This is a genomic window from Streptomyces sp. MB09-02B, assembly GCF_033794485.1.
Taxonomy (GTDB): domain Bacteria; phylum Actinomycetota; class Actinomycetes; order Streptomycetales; family Streptomycetaceae; genus Streptomyces.
Genome location: NZ_JARGEE010000053.1, coordinates 1 through 19,483, shown reverse-complemented (window position 1 = coordinate 19,483; position 19,483 = coordinate 1). Strand labels below are relative to the sequence as shown.

Here is a 19,483-nt window from a genome sequence, read left to right as displayed (position 1 = left end):
AACGCCGAACGCCGCCCTCCCACTCGAACTCCTCCCCATCGAGCAGGACTTCACGCAGCAGAGGTAGGCCGAAAGGCGGTCAGACCAGGAGGTCCTTGTAGTAGAAGCTGGCCTTCTTGTCCGTCAGGGCCTTCGATTCCTGGGAGCCGAAGCCGAGGTGCAGGCGTGCGGCGGCGGGGTTGGAGGTGTCGGGGATCTGGATGGCCAGTCCTTCCGGCTCCCGGTAGTACAGGCTCTCGCCCGCTTTGCTGAGGCTGCGTTGGACCACGGCCCCGGTGTTCCAGTCGATCGAGGTGACGTACGTGTTGCTCTCACTGGTCCGGTTGTCGGCCGAGTCGTAGGTGTACGCGGTCCCGTCGATCGTGTACAGGTACTGGCCGAGCGTCGTGTAGCCCTGGAAGGTGGGGCCGGTCAGGACGGACGGCTGGGTGATGGAAGCCAGCGTGGTGAACGTGCCGGCCCGGAAGGCCGCCAGGTCGTAGAGGCTGATCTTCCAGGTTCCGCTGATGCGGTGACGGACCGCCAGTCGGCTGTTGACGGGGTCGACGGCGATGGTGTTGTGGTCGGAGCCCGGTACCGGGTCGTACTTGGTCACATGGTGGGAGTCCGGTGTGAGCACGGCTCCGTTGGCGAACTTGAAGCGGGCGATCTTCGTGCCGTAGCCGACGTTCTGGCTGTCGGGCACGGAGTCGGTCTCCGTCCACAGGTAGGCGCTGTTGCCGGAGGGTTCGGCGGCGATGGAGACCCCGTGGCCGAAGCCCTTCAGGTACATGCGGCCGATGATGTAACCCTGCCAGTCGAGCCGGGTGACGCACAGGTCACCGTTGGTGCCGCGTTCGGTGCCCGTGTACGCCCGGGCCTCGCCCGGAAGTTGGCGTCCGGCATCCACCAACTGCGCCGTGTACAGGTGCTTGTTGGTGTTGTCGAAGGAGAAGGACTGCAGGATGCGGGTCTCCTGCAGCAGGATCTCGCGGAACCACTCGTCGGAGTCGTCGGTCAGGTCGAAGCGCTTGGACGTGGCCACGGCCGCCGCGGCGGTGCCGGCGCTCGAGAGGACGGCGGAACCCAGCAGGGTCGCGCCGGTGAGGCCCGCGGCGCGCTTGAGTAGCTGGCGTCGGTTCGGTCTGCCCCTGTCGACGTTCATTCGCTGGAAGCCTCCCCCTCGTCGTGTGCAAACAGCGGCTGGATTCAACCATCCCGCCCGTCGGCTGCACCAGACCCGTATCCGCAGGTCAGGAGCCGAATCACGATTTCGTTCACTATCGTGATGCAGGTCACAACCGTAAAGAGGCTGTGAAACAGGGGTTCGTGCAGATCATCCGATTATGTGGGGCTACCTCGGTTGATGAGTGACCATTTAGCGTCCATCGATGACCTGATGACACCGCCTGAGTGAACGCTGCGTTCGCCCTGGCGGCAGGTTCTGTTCGTTGACGTGCCGGGGGCGTCCCGGCCCGGTTGGCTGGGGGATGGTCCGTGCGACTGACGCGCAGACGTGGCATGCGGGGTTCGTGGGGCGTGGTCGCGGCTTTGACCGCATCGCTTCTCGTGGCGCCGACGGTGGAGAGCGCGGCCTCCGCCGCCGAGGCCTCGAAGGCCTCCCGCAAGGAGCCGGTGAACGTCCCGGCCCAGGCCGCCGGAGCCGTGCCGCGCGACCGCCCGGAAGCCACCCCGACCAAGCCGGCCCGCACCATCTGGCCCAAGGCGGCCCAGGGACGGGTGTCGTTGGCAGGGCTGAAGACGGGCAAGAACGTCCCGGTCGCCCCAGACGGCACGGGTAAGGCGGCGGTCTCCGTGGGCCCGGCTCCGGCGACCGCGAAGTTCCGCGCCCAGTCCTCGAAGACGTCCGTCCCCGCCAAGGTGGACGTGAAGGTGCTGGACCACGAGCGGTTGTCGCCGGTGGGCGGTATCGGGCTCGGCGTGGAGGTCACCCGGCGGGACGGCACGGCCACCGCCGGGCCGGTGCAGGTCACGTTCGACTACTCCGGTTTCAAGTACGCCTATGGCGGCAACTTCGCCTCCCGGCTGCGGCTGGTGTCCCTGCCCGCGTGCGCGCTGACCACCCCGAAGGCGAAGGGCTGCTCGCCCGGCAAGACCGAGTCGGTGCCCGTCTCCAACGACGCGGCCAAGGGCGTGATCACCGCGACGGTGCAGGCCGACGGCGACCCGACGGCCGAGCGTTCCCCTCTCGACACCGCGGGCTCGGGCCTGTCCCGGTCGACCCTGGCGACCACCGCCTCCTCGGCGACCGTGTACGCCCTGACCTCCGGCTCGTCCTCCGAGGCCGGTGACTACCGTGCTTCCTCGCTGAAGCCGTCCGGGTCTTGGAACGTGTCCACCGGGTCCGGTGCCTTCACTTACAACCTGCCCGTCCAGATCCCCGCGCCGCCCACGGGCAGCGCGCCCACGCTTTCCCTGTCGTACAACTCCCAGTCCGTCGACAGCATGACCTCTGCCCAGAACAACCAGGCCAACTGGGCCGGCCTGGGCTGGGAGCTGAGCGGTACAGGCTTTATCGAGCGGCGCTATCGCGGATGCCAGAACGACGGCACCGGCAGTGGCTGGGTCGGTGACCTGTGCTGGGACTCGCCGAACTCGGAGAACGAGCCCGACGGGGCGATGTACGTCATCAGCTTCAACGGCGTCAGCTCGATCCTTGTGCAGGACGGCAACGGCACCGGCTCCTACCATGTCAAGGACGACCCGGGCTGGCGGGTGCAGCACCTGACCGGCGGCCACGGCTCCGACGACGAGTTCTGGGTCGTCTCCACCCAGGACGGCAAGCGCTACTACTTCGGCTGGGGCCGCTCCGAGCGCACCAACGCCGCCACCGACTCCGTGTTGACCGTGCCGGTCTTCGGCAACGACCCGGGCGAGCCCGGTTACAACGGCGGCACCGGGGTCAGCAAGCAGGCCTACCGCTGGCAGCTCGACCGTGTCGTCGACGCCAGTGAGGTGGAGACGGCTTACTTCTACGACAAGGAGGAGAACCACTACCGCTCGGTGCTGCTCGGCGACCAGGCCCGCGTCTACGACTCGGGTGCCTACCCGGTGCGCATCGAGTACGGGTGGGCCTCGCAGATTTCCGGCGCGCAATTGCCGGCCAAGGTGGACCTGCGTTACGTGGGCCGCTGCGTGGAGCGCATGGCGGATAAGGATCCACTGGCCAGTGAGCCCGCCGACTGCCCCGCCATCTCCACCAATCCGGATTCCTATCCGGATGTACCCACGGACCTGATGTGCGACGGCACGGCCGCCGACAACGGCTGCCGCACCATCACGGGTGAGACGTACTCGCCCACCTTCTTCGCCACGAAGATGCTGTGGGACATCAAGACCTTCGTGCGGGACAACGACGCCTCGCCGTGGGACCCGGCGATGCAGTACCAGATGAAGTACGGACTGCCCAACCCGGAGGGTACCGTCGACAACACCCTGTGGCTGGACTACGTGCAGCGCAAGGGCTACGGCGACGGCGACGACATCACCCTGCCCACCATCAACATCAACGGTGAGTGGCGGGACAACCAGCTCGGCGGCGGTGTCCTCAACTTCCGCCGTGTCACCCAGATCCACGGCGATCTCGGCTCGTTCGTCAACGTCACCTACCGCAACTACGACGATCAGGACGCCTGCGACATCGGCAACCCGCCCAGCGAATCGAACAACACCCAGGCCTGCTTCAAGCAGAAGTGGGTGCCCGAGGGCGCCACGGAGGAACGCTCCGGCTGGTTCAAGAAGTACGTCGTCGCCAAGGTCAGCGTCGATCCGGGACCGGGTTCGGGCGCGGGCAACGACGGCGACCCGGTGATGACCACCACCTACGACTACGTGGGCAAGCCGGCCTGGGCGTTCCCCAACGACCCGCTCACCAAGGACGAGGACGAGTCCTGGACGGAGTGGCGCGGTTACCAGCAGGTCGAGGTCCACACCGGCACCAAGTCCAACGCCGCCTCCACCTACCACTGGCTCTACCGCGGCATGGACGGCGACCGCACCTCCAAGACCGACCCGACCGCCACCCGCTCCGTGACCGTCGACGACGGCGACAGCAGCCGCCCGCCGGTCACCGACCACGCCTGGCTCAACGGCCAGGTGCTGGAAACCAGTAACCGAGACGGCTCGGGCCAGTCCCACAAGCGCATCTGGCACGAGTACTGGACCTACAACACCGCCCAGTACGACGGCCTGCCCGACGCCCGCTTCGTACGCGAATCCAAGACCACCACCCAGGAGTTGACCTCCACGGGATGGCGCGAGCACGTCGTCAAGGACGAGTACGACACCGCAGAGCCCGCCAGCACCAAATACGGCCTGCCGCTGCGCACCAACGACTGGGGCCTGTCCGACACCGACGACAACCGTTGCACCACCTACGGCCGCGCCTACAACACCGACTACTTCCCCAACTCGCCCGTGCAGCGCTGGACAGTGCTGCCCGACGAGACCCGGCACTACGCCGCCGACTGCGCCGCCCGAGCCTCCTCCAACCAGGACGCCTACACAGTCACCCTCTACGACGGCGCGACCTCGGTGGACACCAACAAGCCCGGCGACGGCAATCCGACGTCGGTGCGCAAGTACACCAACGCCACCAACTACCGCGAAGCCAAGGCCTCCTTCGACCAGGCCGGCCGGCAGCTCACCGCCACCGACGGCAAGCAGAACACCACCACCACGACCTACCAGCCGACGACGTCCTGGCCCATCAACGGCGTCAAGGTCACCTCACCCGACCCCGACGGCTCGGGACCGGGCACACCACAGTCCACCACCACCTGGTACTCCCGCCTGTGGGGTACCCCCTACCGGATCCAAGATCCCAACAACAGGACCATCCGCATCGTCCACGACTCCGTCGGCCGTACCGCGCAGGTCTTCCAGCCCTCCAGGACCGCCGCCTACCCCGACGGCACACCGTCGATGGCGTTCGAGTACACCCTCACCACAGCTGACAACAGCGAAGGCGTGCCCGACCTGGTCTCCACGGTTCCGCCGAAGGTCACCACCAAGACACTCGTCGATTCCAGTGGCAGGACACAGACCGCCTACACCTACCTCGACGGCTTGGGACGCACCCGGGAAACGCAGGTCCCGGCACCCACCGGGACGGGACGCACGGTCGTCTCCACCCGTTACGACACCTCGGGCAACGTCACCGGAACCAGCGCACCCTTCTACAACTCCGCCGCTGCCGGCTCCGGCATGGTCCTGCCGACCGTGGACACCCTTCCCTCCTACACGGACCTGCTGATCGACTTCGCCGGCCGCACCACCGAGTCGCGGATCACTGTGAAGGGCCAGCCCCAAGCGCAGGGCCAGACGATCACCAACTACCACGGTGACTACACCACCACCATGCCCGCCGTCGGTGAGCGCACCAACACCTACACCGACGTCTTCGGGCAGGTCAGCCGAGTCGTGGAGTTCGGCCCGTCGACGTACTCAACCACCTACGAGTACACCCGCAGCGGGAAGCTGTCGAAGATCACGGACTCCAAGGGCAACGTCACCACCTACACCTACAACTGGCTCGGCGAGCGCAACGGCGGCAAGGATCCCGACTCCGACCCCAACGGCATCGCCGCCATCACCTACGACGCCAACGGCAACATAGCGACGTCCAAGGACGGCAACGGCACCGTCCTGACCCACACCTACGACAACCTCAACCGCCCGCTCACCGTGCAGAACGGGTCGACGGTCCTGACCCGCACGACCTATGACACCGCCCCGGGCGGCCTCGGGGAGCCGGCCACCGCCACGTCCTATGCGGGCAGCCACGCCTACACCACCGCCGTCAACTCCTACGACGTCGACGGCAACGTGCAGGAGACGCAGACCACCGTTCCCGCCGACGGCTCTGGCCTGCAGGGCACGTACACAACAGGCTTCACCTACAACGCCGCCGGTCAGCAGACCAGCGTGACCTACCCCGCCGCCGGAGGTCTGCCGACAGAGACGGTCACCACCCAGTACGACGCCTTCGGCAACCCCGAAAAGCTCACCAGCAGCCTGAACAACACCGTCTACGTCGACTCCACCGGCTTCGACAGCCTGGGCCGCCTGACCGACCGCACGTATGGCACCACCGCCACCACAGGAACCACAGCCCGCCGCGTCTACACCTACGACGACGCCAACGGCACCGGCTGGCTCAAGAACATCACCACGACCACCAGCACCAAGGGAACCGTCCAAAACGACGACTACCTCCGCGACAACGCCGGCCAAGTCACCGACCTGGCCGACCGGATCACGGGCCAGCACCAGTGCTCCACCTTCGACGAGCTCAACCGGCTTTCACGCGCCTGGACCACGGCCGCGACCGGCGGCTGCGCCGGCCCCTTCACCCCCGACCTCACGACTGGTAAGAACCCCTACCAGCTCGACTACTCCTACGACGGCATCGGCAACCTGCAGAAGGTCACCAGCACCACGGCCACCGGCAGCAGCGTCCGCGACTACGCCTACCCCGGCTACTCCGCCGACCAGTCCACCTACACCCCTGGCGCTCCGCGCCCGCACGCCGTCACCACGGTCAAGACACCGGCCGGCACGGACAGCTACACCTACGACGACGCCGGCCGGATGAAGAGCCGGACCGTCGCAGGAGCCACGACCAACTTCGTCTGGAACGAACGCCACCAGATATCCGCCACAAGCGGAGCCGTGACCGCCAGCTACGTCTACGACGCAGCAGGCACAGTCCTACTGCGCAAGTCGGCCACCGAAACCGTGCTCTACCTCGCAGGCCAGGAGATCCACAAAACGCCCGGAGCCGACCCGAAAGCCACCCGTTACTACGGCGCGGGCACCGCAACCGTGGCCACCCGCACCGCGACGAGCACCACCAGCAAGCTGACCTGGCTCCTGTCCGACAACCAGGCATCGACCCAGCTGACCATCGACACTTCTGCGGGAACAGCCGAGCGCCGCCGCTACCTTCCCTTCGGCGACCAGAACGGCGACACCGATCTACCGGCTGCCACCGACCGCGGCTTCCTCGGCAAACCCGAGGACGACGCCACCGGCCTGTCCATCCTCGGCGCCCGCATGTACGACCCTCAGCTTGGCCGATTCCTCAGCCCGGACCCGCTGGTCACGCCCTACGCACCACAGAACCTCAGCTCTTACTCCTACTCGGTCAACAACCCCGTTGCCTTCAGCGACCCGACGGGACTGCGTCCCGACGGCGCTTGCGGCGGCGCCAGTTCCTCCTGCAATGGAGGAACGGAGACGTGGACCCAGACCAACGGCGAGTGGACCTGGAACTATGAGCGGGCGGTGACCAGCCTCAACACCGGTGTCACCACCTACAGCACCATCAGCTACACGTTCGGCAGTGGTACCAGCCACTCCAGCCGCACGGTCGCGCCGCCGGCGCCCGAGAGCATCGGATCGACGAGCACCACGAAGAGCCCGTCGGCCTGGGCCATGACCCTTGACGTGGGCAAGTCCCTCCTGCTTCCGGACACTGGGGAATGGGAGGCGTGCGCCAAGGACATCGGCTTCAATTCCCACTGCGCGTGGACCCTCGCGGACCTGCCTTGGTTCAAGGCCGCGAAGCTCTTGAAGCTGAAGAAGCTTGACGACGTGGTCGACTGCACAAGGTGCTTCCTGGCGGGGACCGATGTGCTCATGGCCGACGGCTCCACGAAGAACATCGAGGACGTCGAAGTCGGCGACGAAGTTCTTGCGACCGACCCGGATACGGGCGAAACAGCACCGCGGGAAGTGACGCGCCTCATCGTCACGGAGGACGACAAGCACTTCAACGAGCTGTCGATCGCCACGGACGAGGGCATCGAAAAGATCACGGCGACCCACGAGCACCCGTTCTGGTCGCCCTCACAGAAGCACTGGGTCGACGCCCAGGACCTCAAGCCCGGCATGACCCTCCTCACCGATGACCGCGACACCGTCATCGTCACCCACAACCGCTCGTACACGCAGCACGCCACCACGTACAACCTCACGGTGGATGACCTGCACACGTACTATGTGCTGGCGGGCGAGACGCCGGTTCTGGTTCATAACTCCGGTCCGGGGTGCGGATCCGTGTGGCTCGATTCGAACAGGGTGCCTCATCATTTCAAACATGCTGCCGACTTCGGGATCACTGCGAAGGAGAGCAAGGCGAGCAAGCAGGCATTCGTGAACGCCTTGGAAGGCTTCGTTAAGGATCCAGGGAACGTTCAGATCGCGGGAACGTATCGCGGGACCCCTGCCCGGCACTATGTGGATCTCAACACCGGTCGTCACGTCTCGGTGGACATTGATTCGGGTGAGATGCTGGGAGCCTGGAAATCGGATGTGAATTCAGACCAGTTCTGGTACCTGACCATGCAAGGGAAGCTGTAAATGGCGACGTTGGAACCCTTCTTGGTGCTTGCGGAGGCTGTTTCCGAAGGGCGAATCTCTCCCTCAGAGTTCTCCGTTGTCTGCCTTCCCCTGTACAAGGGGTATGGCGGCCCGTATCCGACAGCCGAGCAGTATGAGGCGGCAACAGATCTCTTCTATGTCGCGCACGACTACGACTCAGCTGGTATCGGTATGCCTGACCTGCTGAACGATGACCAGGTTCGACTGAAGGCGGCTGATATCGCGCGGCGAATGCGGATGCTCCTGCAGTAGCCAGATTCGAACAAGTCGCGTTGGCAGAGGAATGGGTGGGTCCCCCGGCTCGGAGGCTGGGGGACCCACCCATGGTCGTTTGACGGCAACGCTGACGGCAACGTCAGCGGACGATACCTGCCGAGGGCGGCGGCTCTTCGGAGTTCTCGCCCTCGGCCAACATGCTGCCCAGAGTGTCGATGGCTTGGCGTTGGAGGCGGAGTCGAACGTGGGCGTAGACGCCGGCGGTGACGCCGATGTGGGCGTGGCCGAGGAGTTCCTTGATCACGACGAGTTCGATGCCCTGCTCCAGGAGCAGCGTGGCGGTCGAGTGGCGGAGGTCGTGGAAGCGGGAGGAACGGGGATTCCCGGCCGCGTTCGTCGCGGCCTTCCCGGACAGCACCCGAGAACACGCGCGGCTACGGGAACAGGCCGAGCGGGACTTCATGACCCTGGTCCGCAGGGCTCGGGCGGCTGGCGCGCTGCGGGCCGACTTCCATCCCTCCGACTTTGCCGTAGCCCTGTTGTCCCGCTGCGGTCTGGTCACCGCACTGCCAGGTGACCGTGCGGCGTCCCGGCGCCTGGTGGCGTACCTGCTCCAGTCGTTCCGCGCCGAGGCGGCCCACGGAGCGCTGCCAGCGCCGAGCGCACTGCGCTGCGCAGTCTTCCGCTCGCGGCCGACGGCTCCCAGGGACAGCGGCCCTAAAAGCCTGATACGAAGCGGTGCCTGCCCGCGTGGCCCGCCCTTCGGGCGAGCGCAGTCGCATGCAGTACGGGCAGCCCGGCCGCCAGAAGACGACGGGTCGGCCGTCGACCGCGCTGCGGCGTTGTGTCTCTTGCGCGGCGATGGACTTCGGGAAGATCAGGGGCGAGTTCACGCCTGCGAGCGCCAGGAGCGCCGGCAGGAGCGCCGCTGCGGTGCCGGGGTTCCCGTTGGCCATCTGCGCAGTCAGGCGCGCATCATGGTGACGCGGTCTATCCATGAGTCGAACTGCTTCCCGTCGCCCAAGGACGCCCTACGCCGCCGCCAGCTCGCACCACACGTACTTGCCCCGTTCGCCGAACCTGGCCGACGGCATCCATCCCCAGTATTTCGTGCAGGCCACGACGAGACCCAGCCCGCGTCCGTCCTCCCGCTCGCCCACCCGCTCCAGCGGCTGTGGCGGTTGCGGCGGTTCGGGATCGGCGTCCCATGCCCCGATCCACACCACCCCCTCCGCCGACCGCCGCACCCGGAGCGCGGCGGGCCCCTTCGTGTGCCGTACGGCGTTGGAGACGAGCTCGGTCGCGAGCAACTCCGCCGTGTCCACCAGCCCGATGAGACCGTGCATGGTGAGGATCAGCCGCAGGGTGCGACGGCAGATGGTCACGGCTCTGAGGTCGTTGGGGATCTGGAGGGTGTAGTCCCAGGTTTCGGGCATGGATCGTCAACTCCGTTGGCTGCGAGCGGATTTGAGGCACGGTGGCATTGCCGGCGCCGTCGTGGCAGGACGGTGCGGTGCGCTTCCGTAGAGTGTTCGTCGCGTCACTGACGGTATGGGTAACCTGTAACCCGAATCAAGCCGGTCGCGGGATCCGGCCCCGAAAGAGGAGAGCGGCGCATGGTCCAGAGGCGCGAACCGACAGCCCGCCAGGTACGCCTGGGCGTCGAACTGCGCAGGCTCCGCGAGGCCGCCGGCCTGACGGCCGTCCAGTCGGCGGCCCTCCTGGGGGCGAACCGGGTGCAGATCAGCCACATCGAGCTGGGGCTCATCGGGGTGAGCGAGGAGCGACTGCGCCGACTGGCGTCCCATTACGCCTGTACGGACGCGGAGTTCATTGACGCGTTGGTCGCGATGGCCACGGACCGGACACGGGGTTGGTGGGAGGAGTACCGGGGGCTGCTGCCCACGCCGTTCCTGGATCTCGCCGAGTTGGAACACCATGCCGAGTTCCTGCGGGAGGTGGCGATCCTGTATGTCCCGGGCATGCTCCAGACGGAGAGCTACGCCCGTGCGGTGTTCTCCGCCAGGGTGCCCGAACTCACGCATGAGGAGCTTGAGTTGCGCGTCCGCCACCGCATGGGGCGCCAGCGGATCGTGATCCCGTACGAGTTGGTGATCCACGAGGCGGCCTTGCGCATCAGGGTCGGCGATCGCGCCGCCTCCCGCGCTCAGCTCGCCAAGCTTCTCGATCACTCCGAAGCGGACCATATCGCTGTGCGCGTCATCCCCTTCGACCTGGATGGCTTCGCCCGAGCCGCCAGCACCATGACGTACGCGGGTGGCGCTGTGCCCAGACTCGGCACGGTGGTGCGAGACGTGCCCACCGGTTCGGCATTCATCGACTCCGAAGCACAGCTCAACGCTTTTCGAACGCGCTTCCGTAAAGTGGAAGCCGTATCGCTCGACCCCCAACGGTCGCGCGACTTCATCAACCGGCTGGCCAAGGAGCTGTGAGGCGCCTCATGTACCACTGGCGGAAGTCGTCCTACTCGGGCCCGGATGACGGCAACGCCTGCGTGGAAATAGCCACCACCCCCACCCACATAGCCGTCCGCGACTCCAAAACCCCGACCCGCGCCACCCTCACCTTCCCTGTGACCTCCTTCGCCCCCTTCCTCGAAGCCCTCAAGAAGCCCGCCGGGAAGTGAACAGCCCTGGGGCGGCGGCCGAGGCTGATCCGGCCTCGTCCGAGTGAATGCCCCTGGTTCCGACGCTGTCCGGCCACTCGCTCATGTTTAGTAAATGCTAAACTCGCGAAAGGGTCGAAGAAGGTGGAAGAGCAGTGGGACGTCTACCTGACGCACGAGGTGGATCAGTGGCTGCACGATCTTGAGAAGTCCGACGCCGACTCGTACGTGCTCGTGAACCAGGCGATCTGGATTCTCGCCTGCCATGGACCGTCCGAGGGGCGTCCCTTGGTCGACCGGATCAAGGGATCGGCGCTGCACAACCTCAAGGAACTGCGTCCTGGCTCCTCCGGCCGGAGCGAAGTGCGTGTCCTGTTCATGTTCGACCCGTGGCGCTCCGCGATCCTGTTGGTGGCCGGAGACAAAGCCGGAAGCTGGAAGGTCTGGTACGACGAGGCCATGCCGCTGGCCGAGCGTCGGTATGCGGAGTACGTCGCTGATCGGAAGAAGGAGTCGGGGAAGTGAGCGGACACGTCACATGGTCGGCGAGCGGACATCGGGAGCGGGCGGAGGAGCTGGCCGGCGGCCGGGACGCGTTCATCGAAGGCACTCGAAGCATGCTCGCCGAGGCCCGTGCCTGGCGGTTGGCCGACATGCGCCAGGAACGCGGGATCACCCAGGCCCAGGTCGCCGAGCGCATGGGAGTGAGCAAGGGACGGATCTCCCAGATCGAGAGCGGCCAGGTTTCCGGAACGGATGTCGTGGCGAGGTACGTCGAGGCTCTGGGTGGAAATCTCGTCATGGTGGCGGTCTTCGGCGACGGGGAACTGCGCAAAGTCGGGTAGCGCCGCCGGTTCGGGCCCGGTGGCACAGAAGCGTCGGCCCCCTCGGCCCACCCGTCCGTCAGACCCTGACGGTACCGTCGGATCATGTCCAAGCAGGCGGGGAACACCGAGCCCACAGAGCGGCGACTGGCCGTACTCGAAGGCGTCCTGGAACGCATCACGTACGCCAACGAGGACAACGGCTACACGGTCGCGCGCGTGGACACCGGCCGGGGCGGCGGCGACCTGCTCACGGTCGTCGGCGCGCTGCTCGGCGCCCAGGTCGGAGAATCCCTGCGCATGGAGGGCCGTTGGGGCTCCCACCCGCAGTACGGCAAGCAGTTCACGGTGGAGAACTACACGACCGTCCTCCCGGCCACCGTCCAGGGCATCCGCCGCTACCTCGGCTCCGGCCTGGTCAAGGGCATCGGCCCGATCTTCGCCGACCGCATCACCCAGCACTTCGGCCTGGACACCCTCCAGATCATCGAGGAGGAGCCCAAGCGCCTCATCGAGGTCCCCGGCCTCGGCCCCAAGCGCACCAAGAAGATCGCCGACGCCTGGGAGGAACAGAAGGCGATCAAGGAGGTCATGCTCTTCCTCCAGACGGTCGAGGTGTCCACGTCCATCGCGGTCCGCATCTACAAGAAGTACGGCGACGCCTCGATCGGGGTCGTGAAGAACCAGCCGTACCGGCTCGCCGCCGACGTCTGGGGCATCGGCTTCCTCACCGCCGACAAGATCGCCCAGTCCGTCGGCATCCCCCACGACAGCCCGGAGCGCGTCAAGGCGGGCCTTCAGTACGCCCTTTCGCAGGCCACCGACCAGGGCAACTGCTACCTCCCGGAGGAGCGCCTGATCGCCGACGCGGTCAAGCTCCTCCAGGTCGACACGGGCCTGGTCATCGAGTGCCTGGCCGAACTCGCCCTGCCGGACGAGGACTCGGGCGATCCCGGTGTCGTACGGGAGAAGGTCCCCGGCCAGAACGGCGAGCACGACGACCCGGTCACCGCGATCTACCTGGTCCCCTTCCACCGCGCCGAACTCTCCCTCTCCGCCCAGCTGTTGCGCCTCCTGCGCACCGACGGCGACCGTATGCCCGGCTTCCACGACGTCGCCTGGGACAAGGCGCTGGCGTGGCTGCGGGGGCGCACGGGCGCGGAGTTGGCCCCGGAGCAGGAGGCGGCCGTACGCCTCGCGCTGACCGAGAAGGTGGCCGTGCTGACCGGCGGCCCGGGATGCGGCAAGTCCTTCACGGTCCGCTCGATCGTGGAGCTGGCCCGCGCCAAGAAGGCGAAGGTCGTGCTCGCCGCCCCCACCGGCCGGGCCGCCAAGCGCCTCGCCGAGCTGACCGGCGCCGAGGCCTCCACCGTCCACCGCCTCCTGGAGCTGAAGCCGGGCGGCGACGCGGCCTACGACAAGGACCGCCCGCTGGACGCCGATCTGGTGGTCGTCGACGAGGCCTCCATGCTGGACCTCCTCCTCGCCAACAAGCTGGTGAAGGCGGTGCCCCCGGGGGCCCACCTCCTCTTCGTCGGCGACGTCGACCAGCTCCCGAGCGTCGGCGCCGGCGAGGTGCTCCGCGATCTGCTGGCCGACGGCAGCCCCATCCCCGCCGTCCGCCTCACCAAGGTGTTCCGCCAGGCCCAGCAGTCCGGTGTGGTGTCCAACGCGCACCGGATCAACTCCGGGCAGCACCCGGTCACCGACGGCATGAAGGACTTCTTCCTCTTCGTCGAGGACGACACCGAGGAGGCCGGGCGGCTCACGGTCGACGTGGCGGCCCGTCGCATTCCGGCCAAGTTCGGGCTCGACCCGCGCCGGGACGTCCAGGTGCTGGCGCCCATGCACCGGGGCCCGGCCGGCGCGGGCACCCTCAACGGGCTGCTCCAGCAGGCCATCACCCCCGCCCGCCCCGACCTGGCCGAGAAGCGGTTCGGCGGCCGGGTCTTCCGCGTCGGCGACAAGGTCACCCAGATCCGCAACAATTACGAGAAGGGCGAGAACGGCGTCTTCAACGGCACCGTCGGCGTGGTCACCGCCCTCGACCCGGTCGACCAGCGGCTGACGGTCCTCACCGACGAGGACGAGGAGGTGCCGTACGAGTTCGACGAACTGGACGAGCTGGCGCACGCCTACGCGGTGACGATCCACCGGTCCCAGGGCAGCGAGTACCCGGCCGTGGTGATCCCGGTCACCACCGGAGCCTGGATGATGCTCCAGCGCAATCTCCTCTACACGGCGGTGACCAGGGCGAAGAAACTGGTGGTCCTGGTCGGCTCCCGCAAGGCGATCGGCCAGGCGGTCCGCACGGTCTCCGCCGGCCGCCGGTGCACGGCTCTCGACTTCCGGCTCGCACCACGGGTTTTGTAGTCCCGGGCCCACTTCGGGGAAACCTCTCGCGCCGCTCCGGCGGCCCGTGAGTGAAAATTTGATCGATCAAACGAGTCGTAAAGGTCACACAGCCCTTCCAGATGTCGGACGGAGGGGGCAGGATGAGCAAGTTGGCGGCACTGAGTGCCGCCGATGGGCCCGATGGTCGACCCCGAGTGCACTCTCCAGAGCCAATTGGGGGATGGTAGAGACAGTCAGGGCACCTCGAAGAAGAGGCACTACGTCGGTGAGGGATGACGTGAGCGACAACTCTGTAGTACTGCGGTACGGCGACGGCGAGTACACCTACCCGGTGATCGACAGCACCGTCGGCGACACGGGCTTCGACATCGGGAAGCTCCGGGCCCAGACCGGTCTGGTCACCCTGGACAGCGGCTACGGCAACACCGCTGCCTATAAATCCGCCATCACCTATCTCGACGGTGAGCAGGGCATCCTTCGGTACCGCGGCTACCCGATCGAGCAGCTGGCCGAGCGCTCCACCTTCCTGGAGGTGGCGTACCTGCTGATCAACGGCGAGCTTCCGACCGTCGACGAGCTCTCCACGTTCCAGAACGAGATCACGCAGCACACCCTGCTGCACGAGGACGTCAAGAACTTCTACCGGGGCTTCCCCCGGGACGCCCACCCGATGGCGATGCTCTCGTCCGTGGTCAGCGCCCTGTCGACGTTCTACCAGGACAGCCACAACCCGTTCGACGAGCGGCAGCGCAACCTCTCCACGATCCGCCTGCTCGCCAAGCTGCCGACCATCGCGGCGTACGCGTACAAGAAGTCGATCGGTCACCCGTTCGTCTACCCGCGCAACGACCTCGGTTACGTCGAGAACTTCCTGCGCATGACCTTCTCGGTCCCGGCCCAGGAGTACGACCTCGACCCGGTCGTCGTCTCAGCGCTCGACAAGCTCCTCATCCTGCACGCCGACCACGAGCAGAACTGTTCGACGTCGACGGTCCGCCTCGTCGGCTCGTCCCAGGCGAACATGTTCGCGTCGATCTCGGCCGGTATCTCCGCGCTCTGGGGCCCGCTGCACGGCGGCGCCAACCAGTCCGTGCTGGAGATGCTGGAGGGCATCCAGGCGAACGGCGGCGATGTCGACTCCTTCATCCGCAAGGTGAAGAACAAGGAGGACGGCGTCCGCCTGATGGGCTTCGGCCACCGGGTCTACAAGTCCTTCGACCCGCGCGCCAAGATCATCAAGGCCGCCGCGCACGACGTCCTCTCGGCCCTCGGCAAGTCCGACGAGCTGCTGGACATCGCGCTGAAGCTGGAGGAGCACGCGCTCTCCGACGACTACTTCGTCTCGCGCAACCTCTACCCGAACGTGGACTTCTACACGGGCCTGATCTACCGCGCCATGGGCTTCCCGACCGAGATGTTCACGGTCCTCTTCGCCCTCGGCCGCCTGCCGGGCTGGATCGCCCAGTGGCACGAGATGATCAAGGAGCCGGGCTCCCGCATCGGCCGCCCCCGCCAGATCTACACGGGCGTGGTCGAGCGCGACTTCGTCCCGGTCGAGGCGCGATAGCTTCGCCGGAGGCCGGTTGTCCGTCCGCGGGCGTGTGGGGGCTGGTCGCGCAGTTCCCCGCGCCCCTTTCGGGCCTTCGGCCCTCGATCAGGGCCGCCACCCCTTCGGGGTCGCGGCCCTCTCGCGCGCCTGCGCGCGCAGAAACGCGCGCCTGCGCGCGCATAGAAGAAAAGGCGCCCTGCGCCGCTGGTCCCCCCACGGGCCGGCGAGCAGGGCGCCTTCCCATGTCCCGGTGCGGATTCCCCCCACGGGATCCGGCCGGGCGTCTGGTGGGCACAGCGCCTGAATTCGCTGAGCTTGACGAGCGGAGCTCGTCGTCCTACCTCTATGTGTCTGTTGTGCTGCGGTGTGCGGTCTGCCGGGACGCGTACGTACGGGAGGGCCGCTCAAAGCTCCCCGGTGCACGTGCCCCGGCAACGCAATTCCGGGAACGTCCCCCAAGACATCCCCAGATGCCAGTCACGCCCCCCAAGACGCTTCTGACATCGCCAACTTAGACTCACGAACCCCTTCGGTGGTTACGTTCACATCACTGTGATCTGCGTCTCTTGTGAAATGTCCTGAAGATGCACAAGAGACCTGATTCGGTGATCGAGGTCCCAGCGTAAGGATGATGCGCGAGCCTTGTGAAGAGCTTATGTGAGGCTGCTTCCGGACTCTAGAGGGACTTTTGCCCGGCGGTCACGAAAATGTCCTGAGTCGCAAGCTGTTCGTTACCACGAATACGGACGAAAAGGCCATAGTCGCCCCAGCGATCATCGGGTTGAGCAATCCGGCGGCGGCCAGTGGCAGCGCGGCCACGTTGTATCCGAAGGCCCAGGCCAGATTGCCCTTGATCGTGGACAGGGTCCGCCGCGACAGCCGGATGGCGTCGGCGGCCACCCGCAGGTCCCCGCGCACCAGGGTCAGATCGCCCGCCTCGATCGCCGCGTCCGTCCCCGTGCCCAGGGCGAGCCCCAGGTCGGCCACGGCCAGCGCGGCGGCGTCGTTGACCCCGTCGCCGACCATCGCGACCGTACGGCCCTCGCCCTGGAGCCGGCGTACGACATCGACCTTGTCCTCGGGCAGGACCTCGGCGATCACGTGCTCGGGGGAGATGCCGACCGCCGCGGCCACGGACCGGGCCACCCGCTCGTTGTCCCCGGTCAGCAGCATCGGGGTGAGCCCGAGCGCCCGAAGTCGCCGTACCGCCTCGGCGCTGCTCTCCTTGATCGTGTCGGCGACGGTGACGACACCGAGTGCCACGCCGTCGCGGAGGACGGCGACCGCCGTGTGTCCCTCGTCCTCGGCGGCCTCCTTGGCGCTCCGCAGGGCCTCGGGGAGGGGTTCGTCGAGGAACCGGCCCACCCGGACGTCGTAGCCCTCCACGAGGCCGCGTACGCCCTTCCCGGGCACGTTCTCGAAGCGCTCGACGGGCGGCAGCGCGCCCACGCGCTCCTCGGCGCCCGCGGCGATGGCCCGGCCCACCGGATGTTCGGAGGCGTGTTCGATGGCGCCGGCGAGGCGCAGGACGTCCGCTTCACCGATGCCACCGATGCCACTGGCGTCACCGATGCCACTGGTGTCGCCGGTGCCGCTGGTGTCACCGGTGACCGTGTGGGCGCCCCCGACGACGTACACCCGCTTCAGCGTCATCCGGCCGGTGGTGACCGTGCCGGTCTTGTCCAGGACGACGGTGTCGACGCGGCGGGTGGACTCCAGGACCTCGGGTCCCTTGATGAGGATGCCGAGCTGGGCGCCGCGACCCGTGCCGACCATCAGCGCGGTCGGCGTGGCGAGGCCGAGCGCGCACGGGCAGGCGATGATCAGCACCGCGACGGCCGCTGTGAACGCGGCGGCGGTGTCGTCCGTGACGCCGAGCCAGGCGCCGAAGGTGGCGACCGCGATCAGGATGACGACCGGCACGAACACCGCCGAGATCCGGTCGGCGAGCCGCTGCACCTCCGCCTTGCCGTTCTGCGCGTCCTCCACCAGCCGCGCCATCCGCGCCAGCTGGGTGTCCGCGCCGATCCGGGTCGCCTCGACGACCAGCCGGCCGCCGGCGTTCACGGTCGCGCCCGTGACGGCGTCCCCGACGGTCACGTCCACCGGCACCGACTCACCGGTCAGCATCGACGCGTCGACGGCCGAGACGCCCTCCACGACGGTGCCGTCGGTGGCGAACTTCTCCCCGGGGCGTACGACGAAACGGTCGCCCACGGCCAGCCGCCCGACGGGGATCCGCACCTCCCGCCCCTGCCGGAGCACCGAGACGTCCTTGGCGCCCAGCCTCAGCAGAGCCTTGAGCGCGGCGCCCGCGCGACGCTTGGACAGGGCCTCCAGATAGCGGCCCAGCAGGATGAACGCGACGATTCCGGCGGCCACTTCGAGATAGATCGTCGACGAGCCCGCCGTAGGGGAGACGGTGAACTCGAAACCGTGCCGCATGCCCGGCATGCCCGCGTGTCCCAGGAAGAGGGCCCACAGGGACCAGCCGAAGGCGGCGAGCGTGCCGACGGAGACGAGGGTGTCCATCGTGGCCGCGCCGTGCCGGAGGTTGGTGAACGCGGCCCGGTGGAAGGGCAGCCCGCCCCAGACGACGACCGGCGCGGCCAGCGTCAGCGAGAGCCACTGCCAGTTGTCGAACTGCAGGGCGGGGATCATGGACATGAGGACGACGGGCGCCGCGAGCAGCGCCGAGACGGTGAGCCGTTGCCGCAGTGCGGCGAGTTCGGGGTCCGCCGCCTCCGTGCGGAGGGACTCCTCGCCCCCGGTCTCCGCAGGGGCCGGGGGCGGTGGCTCCTCGGCCGTGTACCCCGTCTTCACCACGGTGGCGATGAGGTCGGCGACCTCCAGCCCCGAGGGGTAGGTGACCTTCGCCTTCTCCGTCGCGTAGTTCACCGAGGCGGTGACCCCGTCCAGGCGGTTGAGCTTCTTCTCGACGCGGGCCGCGCAGGAGGCGCAGGTCATCCCGCCGATGGTCAGCTCGACCTCGTGGGTCAGCTCGTCCTCCTGGACGGGGTCTCCTGTGGCGGCTGCCGCGGTGGTACTCGTCATGTCCGTGCCGTACGTCCGTGGCGGTGCCCGGTCTCAGGCCTTGCCGACCAGCTCGAAGCCGGCCTCGTCGACGGCGGCGCGGACGGCCTCCTCGTCGAGCGGGGCGGCCGAGACCACGGTGACCTCGCCGGTGGAGGCGACGGCCTTCACGGAGGACACGCCGTCGAGCTGGGTGATCTCGCCCGAAACAGCGCCCTCGCAGTGCCCGCAGCTCATGCCGCTCACCTTGTAGACGGCGGTGACGGAGCCCTGGGTGTCGGTCTCGGTGGTCATGTCGTTGCTCCTCATCGGGGCGTGTGGGGGACTGTGTCGGGGTCGGGTAACCCTTCAGGGTATTCACCTTATACCCCCTAGGGGTATGAATCCAAGAGGGGTCCGCGCGGGGGGTTGGGGCGCTTGCCTCTAATACACCTCACGGACCCCCGGGCCAGGGCGAAAACCTGGACGCCCGTGTGTGGTTGAAAAAAAAAATAA

General features: G+C 67.5%; 12 protein-coding genes and 3 pseudogenes. 9 read left to right on the top strand and 6 right to left on the bottom strand.

Annotated features, from left to right (window positions below):
- Positions 1-79 precede the first annotated feature (79 nt).
- Positions 80-1,144: a Tat pathway signal sequence domain protein gene (locus P1P70_RS10780; protein ID WP_319236524.1), complete on the bottom strand. Its 1,065-nt coding sequence runs from the start codon at positions 1,142-1,144 to the stop codon at positions 80-82.
- A gap of 386 nt (positions 1,145-1,530) precedes the next feature.
- On the opposite strand from P1P70_RS10780, the gene P1P70_RS10775 reads away from it, so the two are divergent.
- Positions 1,531-8,364, top strand: a complete 6,834-nt coding sequence (locus P1P70_RS10775; protein WP_319236523.1) for a polymorphic toxin-type HINT domain-containing protein — start codon at positions 1,531-1,533, stop codon at positions 8,362-8,364.
- Complete coding sequence (locus tag P1P70_RS10770) at positions 8,365-8,637, top strand: hypothetical protein (RefSeq protein ID WP_319236522.1); 273 nt, start codon at positions 8,365-8,367, stop codon at positions 8,635-8,637. It abuts the gene before it with no gap.
- Positions 8,638-8,740: 103 nt separating this feature from the next.
- On the opposite strand, the pseudogene P1P70_RS10765 reads toward P1P70_RS10770, so the two are convergent.
- Positions 8,741-8,977, bottom strand: a pseudogene (locus tag P1P70_RS10765) (tyrosine-type recombinase/integrase); the annotation flags it as partial.
- On the opposite strand from P1P70_RS10765, the pseudogene P1P70_RS10760 reads away from it, so the two are divergent.
- A pseudogene (locus P1P70_RS10760) lies at positions 8,964-9,322 on the top strand (TetR family transcriptional regulator); the annotation flags it as partial. The pseudogenes P1P70_RS10765 and P1P70_RS10760 overlap by 14 nt on opposite strands.
- Before the next feature lie 25 nt (positions 9,323-9,347).
- Here the strand turns inward: P1P70_RS10760 and P1P70_RS10755 are convergent.
- Together P1P70_RS10755 and P1P70_RS10750 are read right to left on the bottom strand one after the other, a co-directional pair.
- A pseudogene (locus P1P70_RS10755) lies at positions 9,348-9,599 on the bottom strand (hypothetical protein); the annotation flags it as partial.
- A 33-nt stretch (positions 9,600-9,632) separates the two neighbouring features.
- Positions 9,633-10,037, bottom strand: coding sequence for an ATP-binding protein (locus tag P1P70_RS10750; RefSeq protein ID WP_220648683.1), 405 nt, complete (start codon positions 10,035-10,037; stop codon positions 9,633-9,635).
- 180 nt (positions 10,038-10,217) lie between these two features.
- Between P1P70_RS10750 and P1P70_RS10745 the strand changes: the two genes are divergently transcribed.
- The 6 genes from P1P70_RS10745 (at position 10,218) to P1P70_RS10720 (ending at position 15,973) form a co-directional block, all read left to right on the top strand.
- A complete protein-coding gene (locus P1P70_RS10745; protein WP_319236521.1) occupies positions 10,218-11,054 on the top strand; it encodes a helix-turn-helix transcriptional regulator in 837 nt (278 codons plus the stop codon).
- 8 nt (positions 11,055-11,062) lie between these two features.
- Positions 11,063-11,248, top strand: coding sequence for a DUF397 domain-containing protein (locus P1P70_RS10740; protein ID WP_319236542.1), 186 nt, complete (start codon positions 11,063-11,065; stop codon positions 11,246-11,248).
- 123 nt (positions 11,249-11,371) lie between these two features.
- Positions 11,372-11,752, top strand: coding sequence for a type II toxin-antitoxin system RelE/ParE family toxin (locus P1P70_RS10735; RefSeq protein WP_319236520.1), 381 nt, complete (start codon positions 11,372-11,374; stop codon positions 11,750-11,752).
- Positions 11,749-12,072: a helix-turn-helix transcriptional regulator gene (locus P1P70_RS10730; RefSeq protein ID WP_319236519.1), complete on the top strand. Its 324-nt coding sequence runs from the start codon at positions 11,749-11,751 to the stop codon at positions 12,070-12,072. Before P1P70_RS10735 ends, P1P70_RS10730 begins: the two co-directional genes overlap by 4 nt.
- Positions 12,073-12,156: 84 nt before the next feature.
- A complete protein-coding gene (locus tag P1P70_RS10725; RefSeq protein ID WP_319236518.1) occupies positions 12,157-14,424 on the top strand; it encodes an ATP-dependent RecD-like DNA helicase in 2,268 nt (755 codons plus the stop codon).
- A 259-nt stretch (positions 14,425-14,683) separates the two neighbouring features.
- Complete coding sequence (locus P1P70_RS10720) at positions 14,684-15,973, top strand: citrate synthase (RefSeq protein ID WP_184893910.1); 1,290 nt, start codon at positions 14,684-14,686, stop codon at positions 15,971-15,973.
- Positions 15,974-16,654: 681 nt separating this feature from the next.
- On the opposite strand, the gene P1P70_RS10715 is transcribed toward P1P70_RS10720, so the two are convergent.
- Positions 16,655-19,009 carry a heavy metal translocating P-type ATPase gene (locus P1P70_RS10715; protein WP_319236517.1) on the bottom strand — a complete coding sequence of 785 codons (2,355 nt, stop codon included), beginning with the start codon at positions 19,007-19,009 and terminating at the stop codon, positions 16,655-16,657.
- Between the two features lie 33 nt (positions 19,010-19,042).
- A complete protein-coding gene (locus P1P70_RS10710) occupies positions 19,043-19,282 on the bottom strand; it encodes a heavy-metal-associated domain-containing protein (RefSeq protein ID WP_033531337.1) in 240 nt (79 codons plus the stop codon).
- Positions 19,283-19,483: the final 201 nt, after the last annotated feature.

What these genes read in the sequence shown, in the direction of transcription:
- P1P70_RS10780 (WP_319236524.1), bottom strand. Translation starts at nt 1,144, where the DNA reads ATGAACGTCGACAGGGGCAGACCGAACCGACGCCAGCTACTCAAGCGC.
- P1P70_RS10770 (WP_319236522.1), top strand. Translation starts at nt 8,365, where the DNA reads ATGGCGACGTTGGAACCCTTCTTGGTGCTTGCGGAGGCTGTTTCCGAA.
- P1P70_RS10750 (WP_220648683.1), bottom strand. Translation starts at nt 10,037, where the DNA reads ATGCCCGAAACCTGGGACTACACCCTCCAGATCCCCAACGACCTCAGA.
- P1P70_RS10745 (WP_319236521.1), top strand. Translation starts at nt 10,218, where the DNA reads ATGGTCCAGAGGCGCGAACCGACAGCCCGCCAGGTACGCCTGGGCGTC.
- P1P70_RS10740 (WP_319236542.1), top strand. Translation starts at nt 11,063, where the DNA reads ATGTACCACTGGCGGAAGTCGTCCTACTCGGGCCCGGATGACGGCAAC.
- P1P70_RS10725 (WP_319236518.1), top strand. Translation starts at nt 12,157, where the DNA reads ATGTCCAAGCAGGCGGGGAACACCGAGCCCACAGAGCGGCGACTGGCC.
- P1P70_RS10715 (WP_319236517.1), bottom strand. Translation starts at nt 19,009, where the DNA reads ATGACGAGTACCACCGCGGCAGCCGCCACAGGAGACCCCGTCCAGGAG.
- P1P70_RS10710 (WP_033531337.1), bottom strand. Translation starts at nt 19,282, where the DNA reads ATGACCACCGAGACCGACACCCAGGGCTCCGTCACCGCCGTCTACAAG.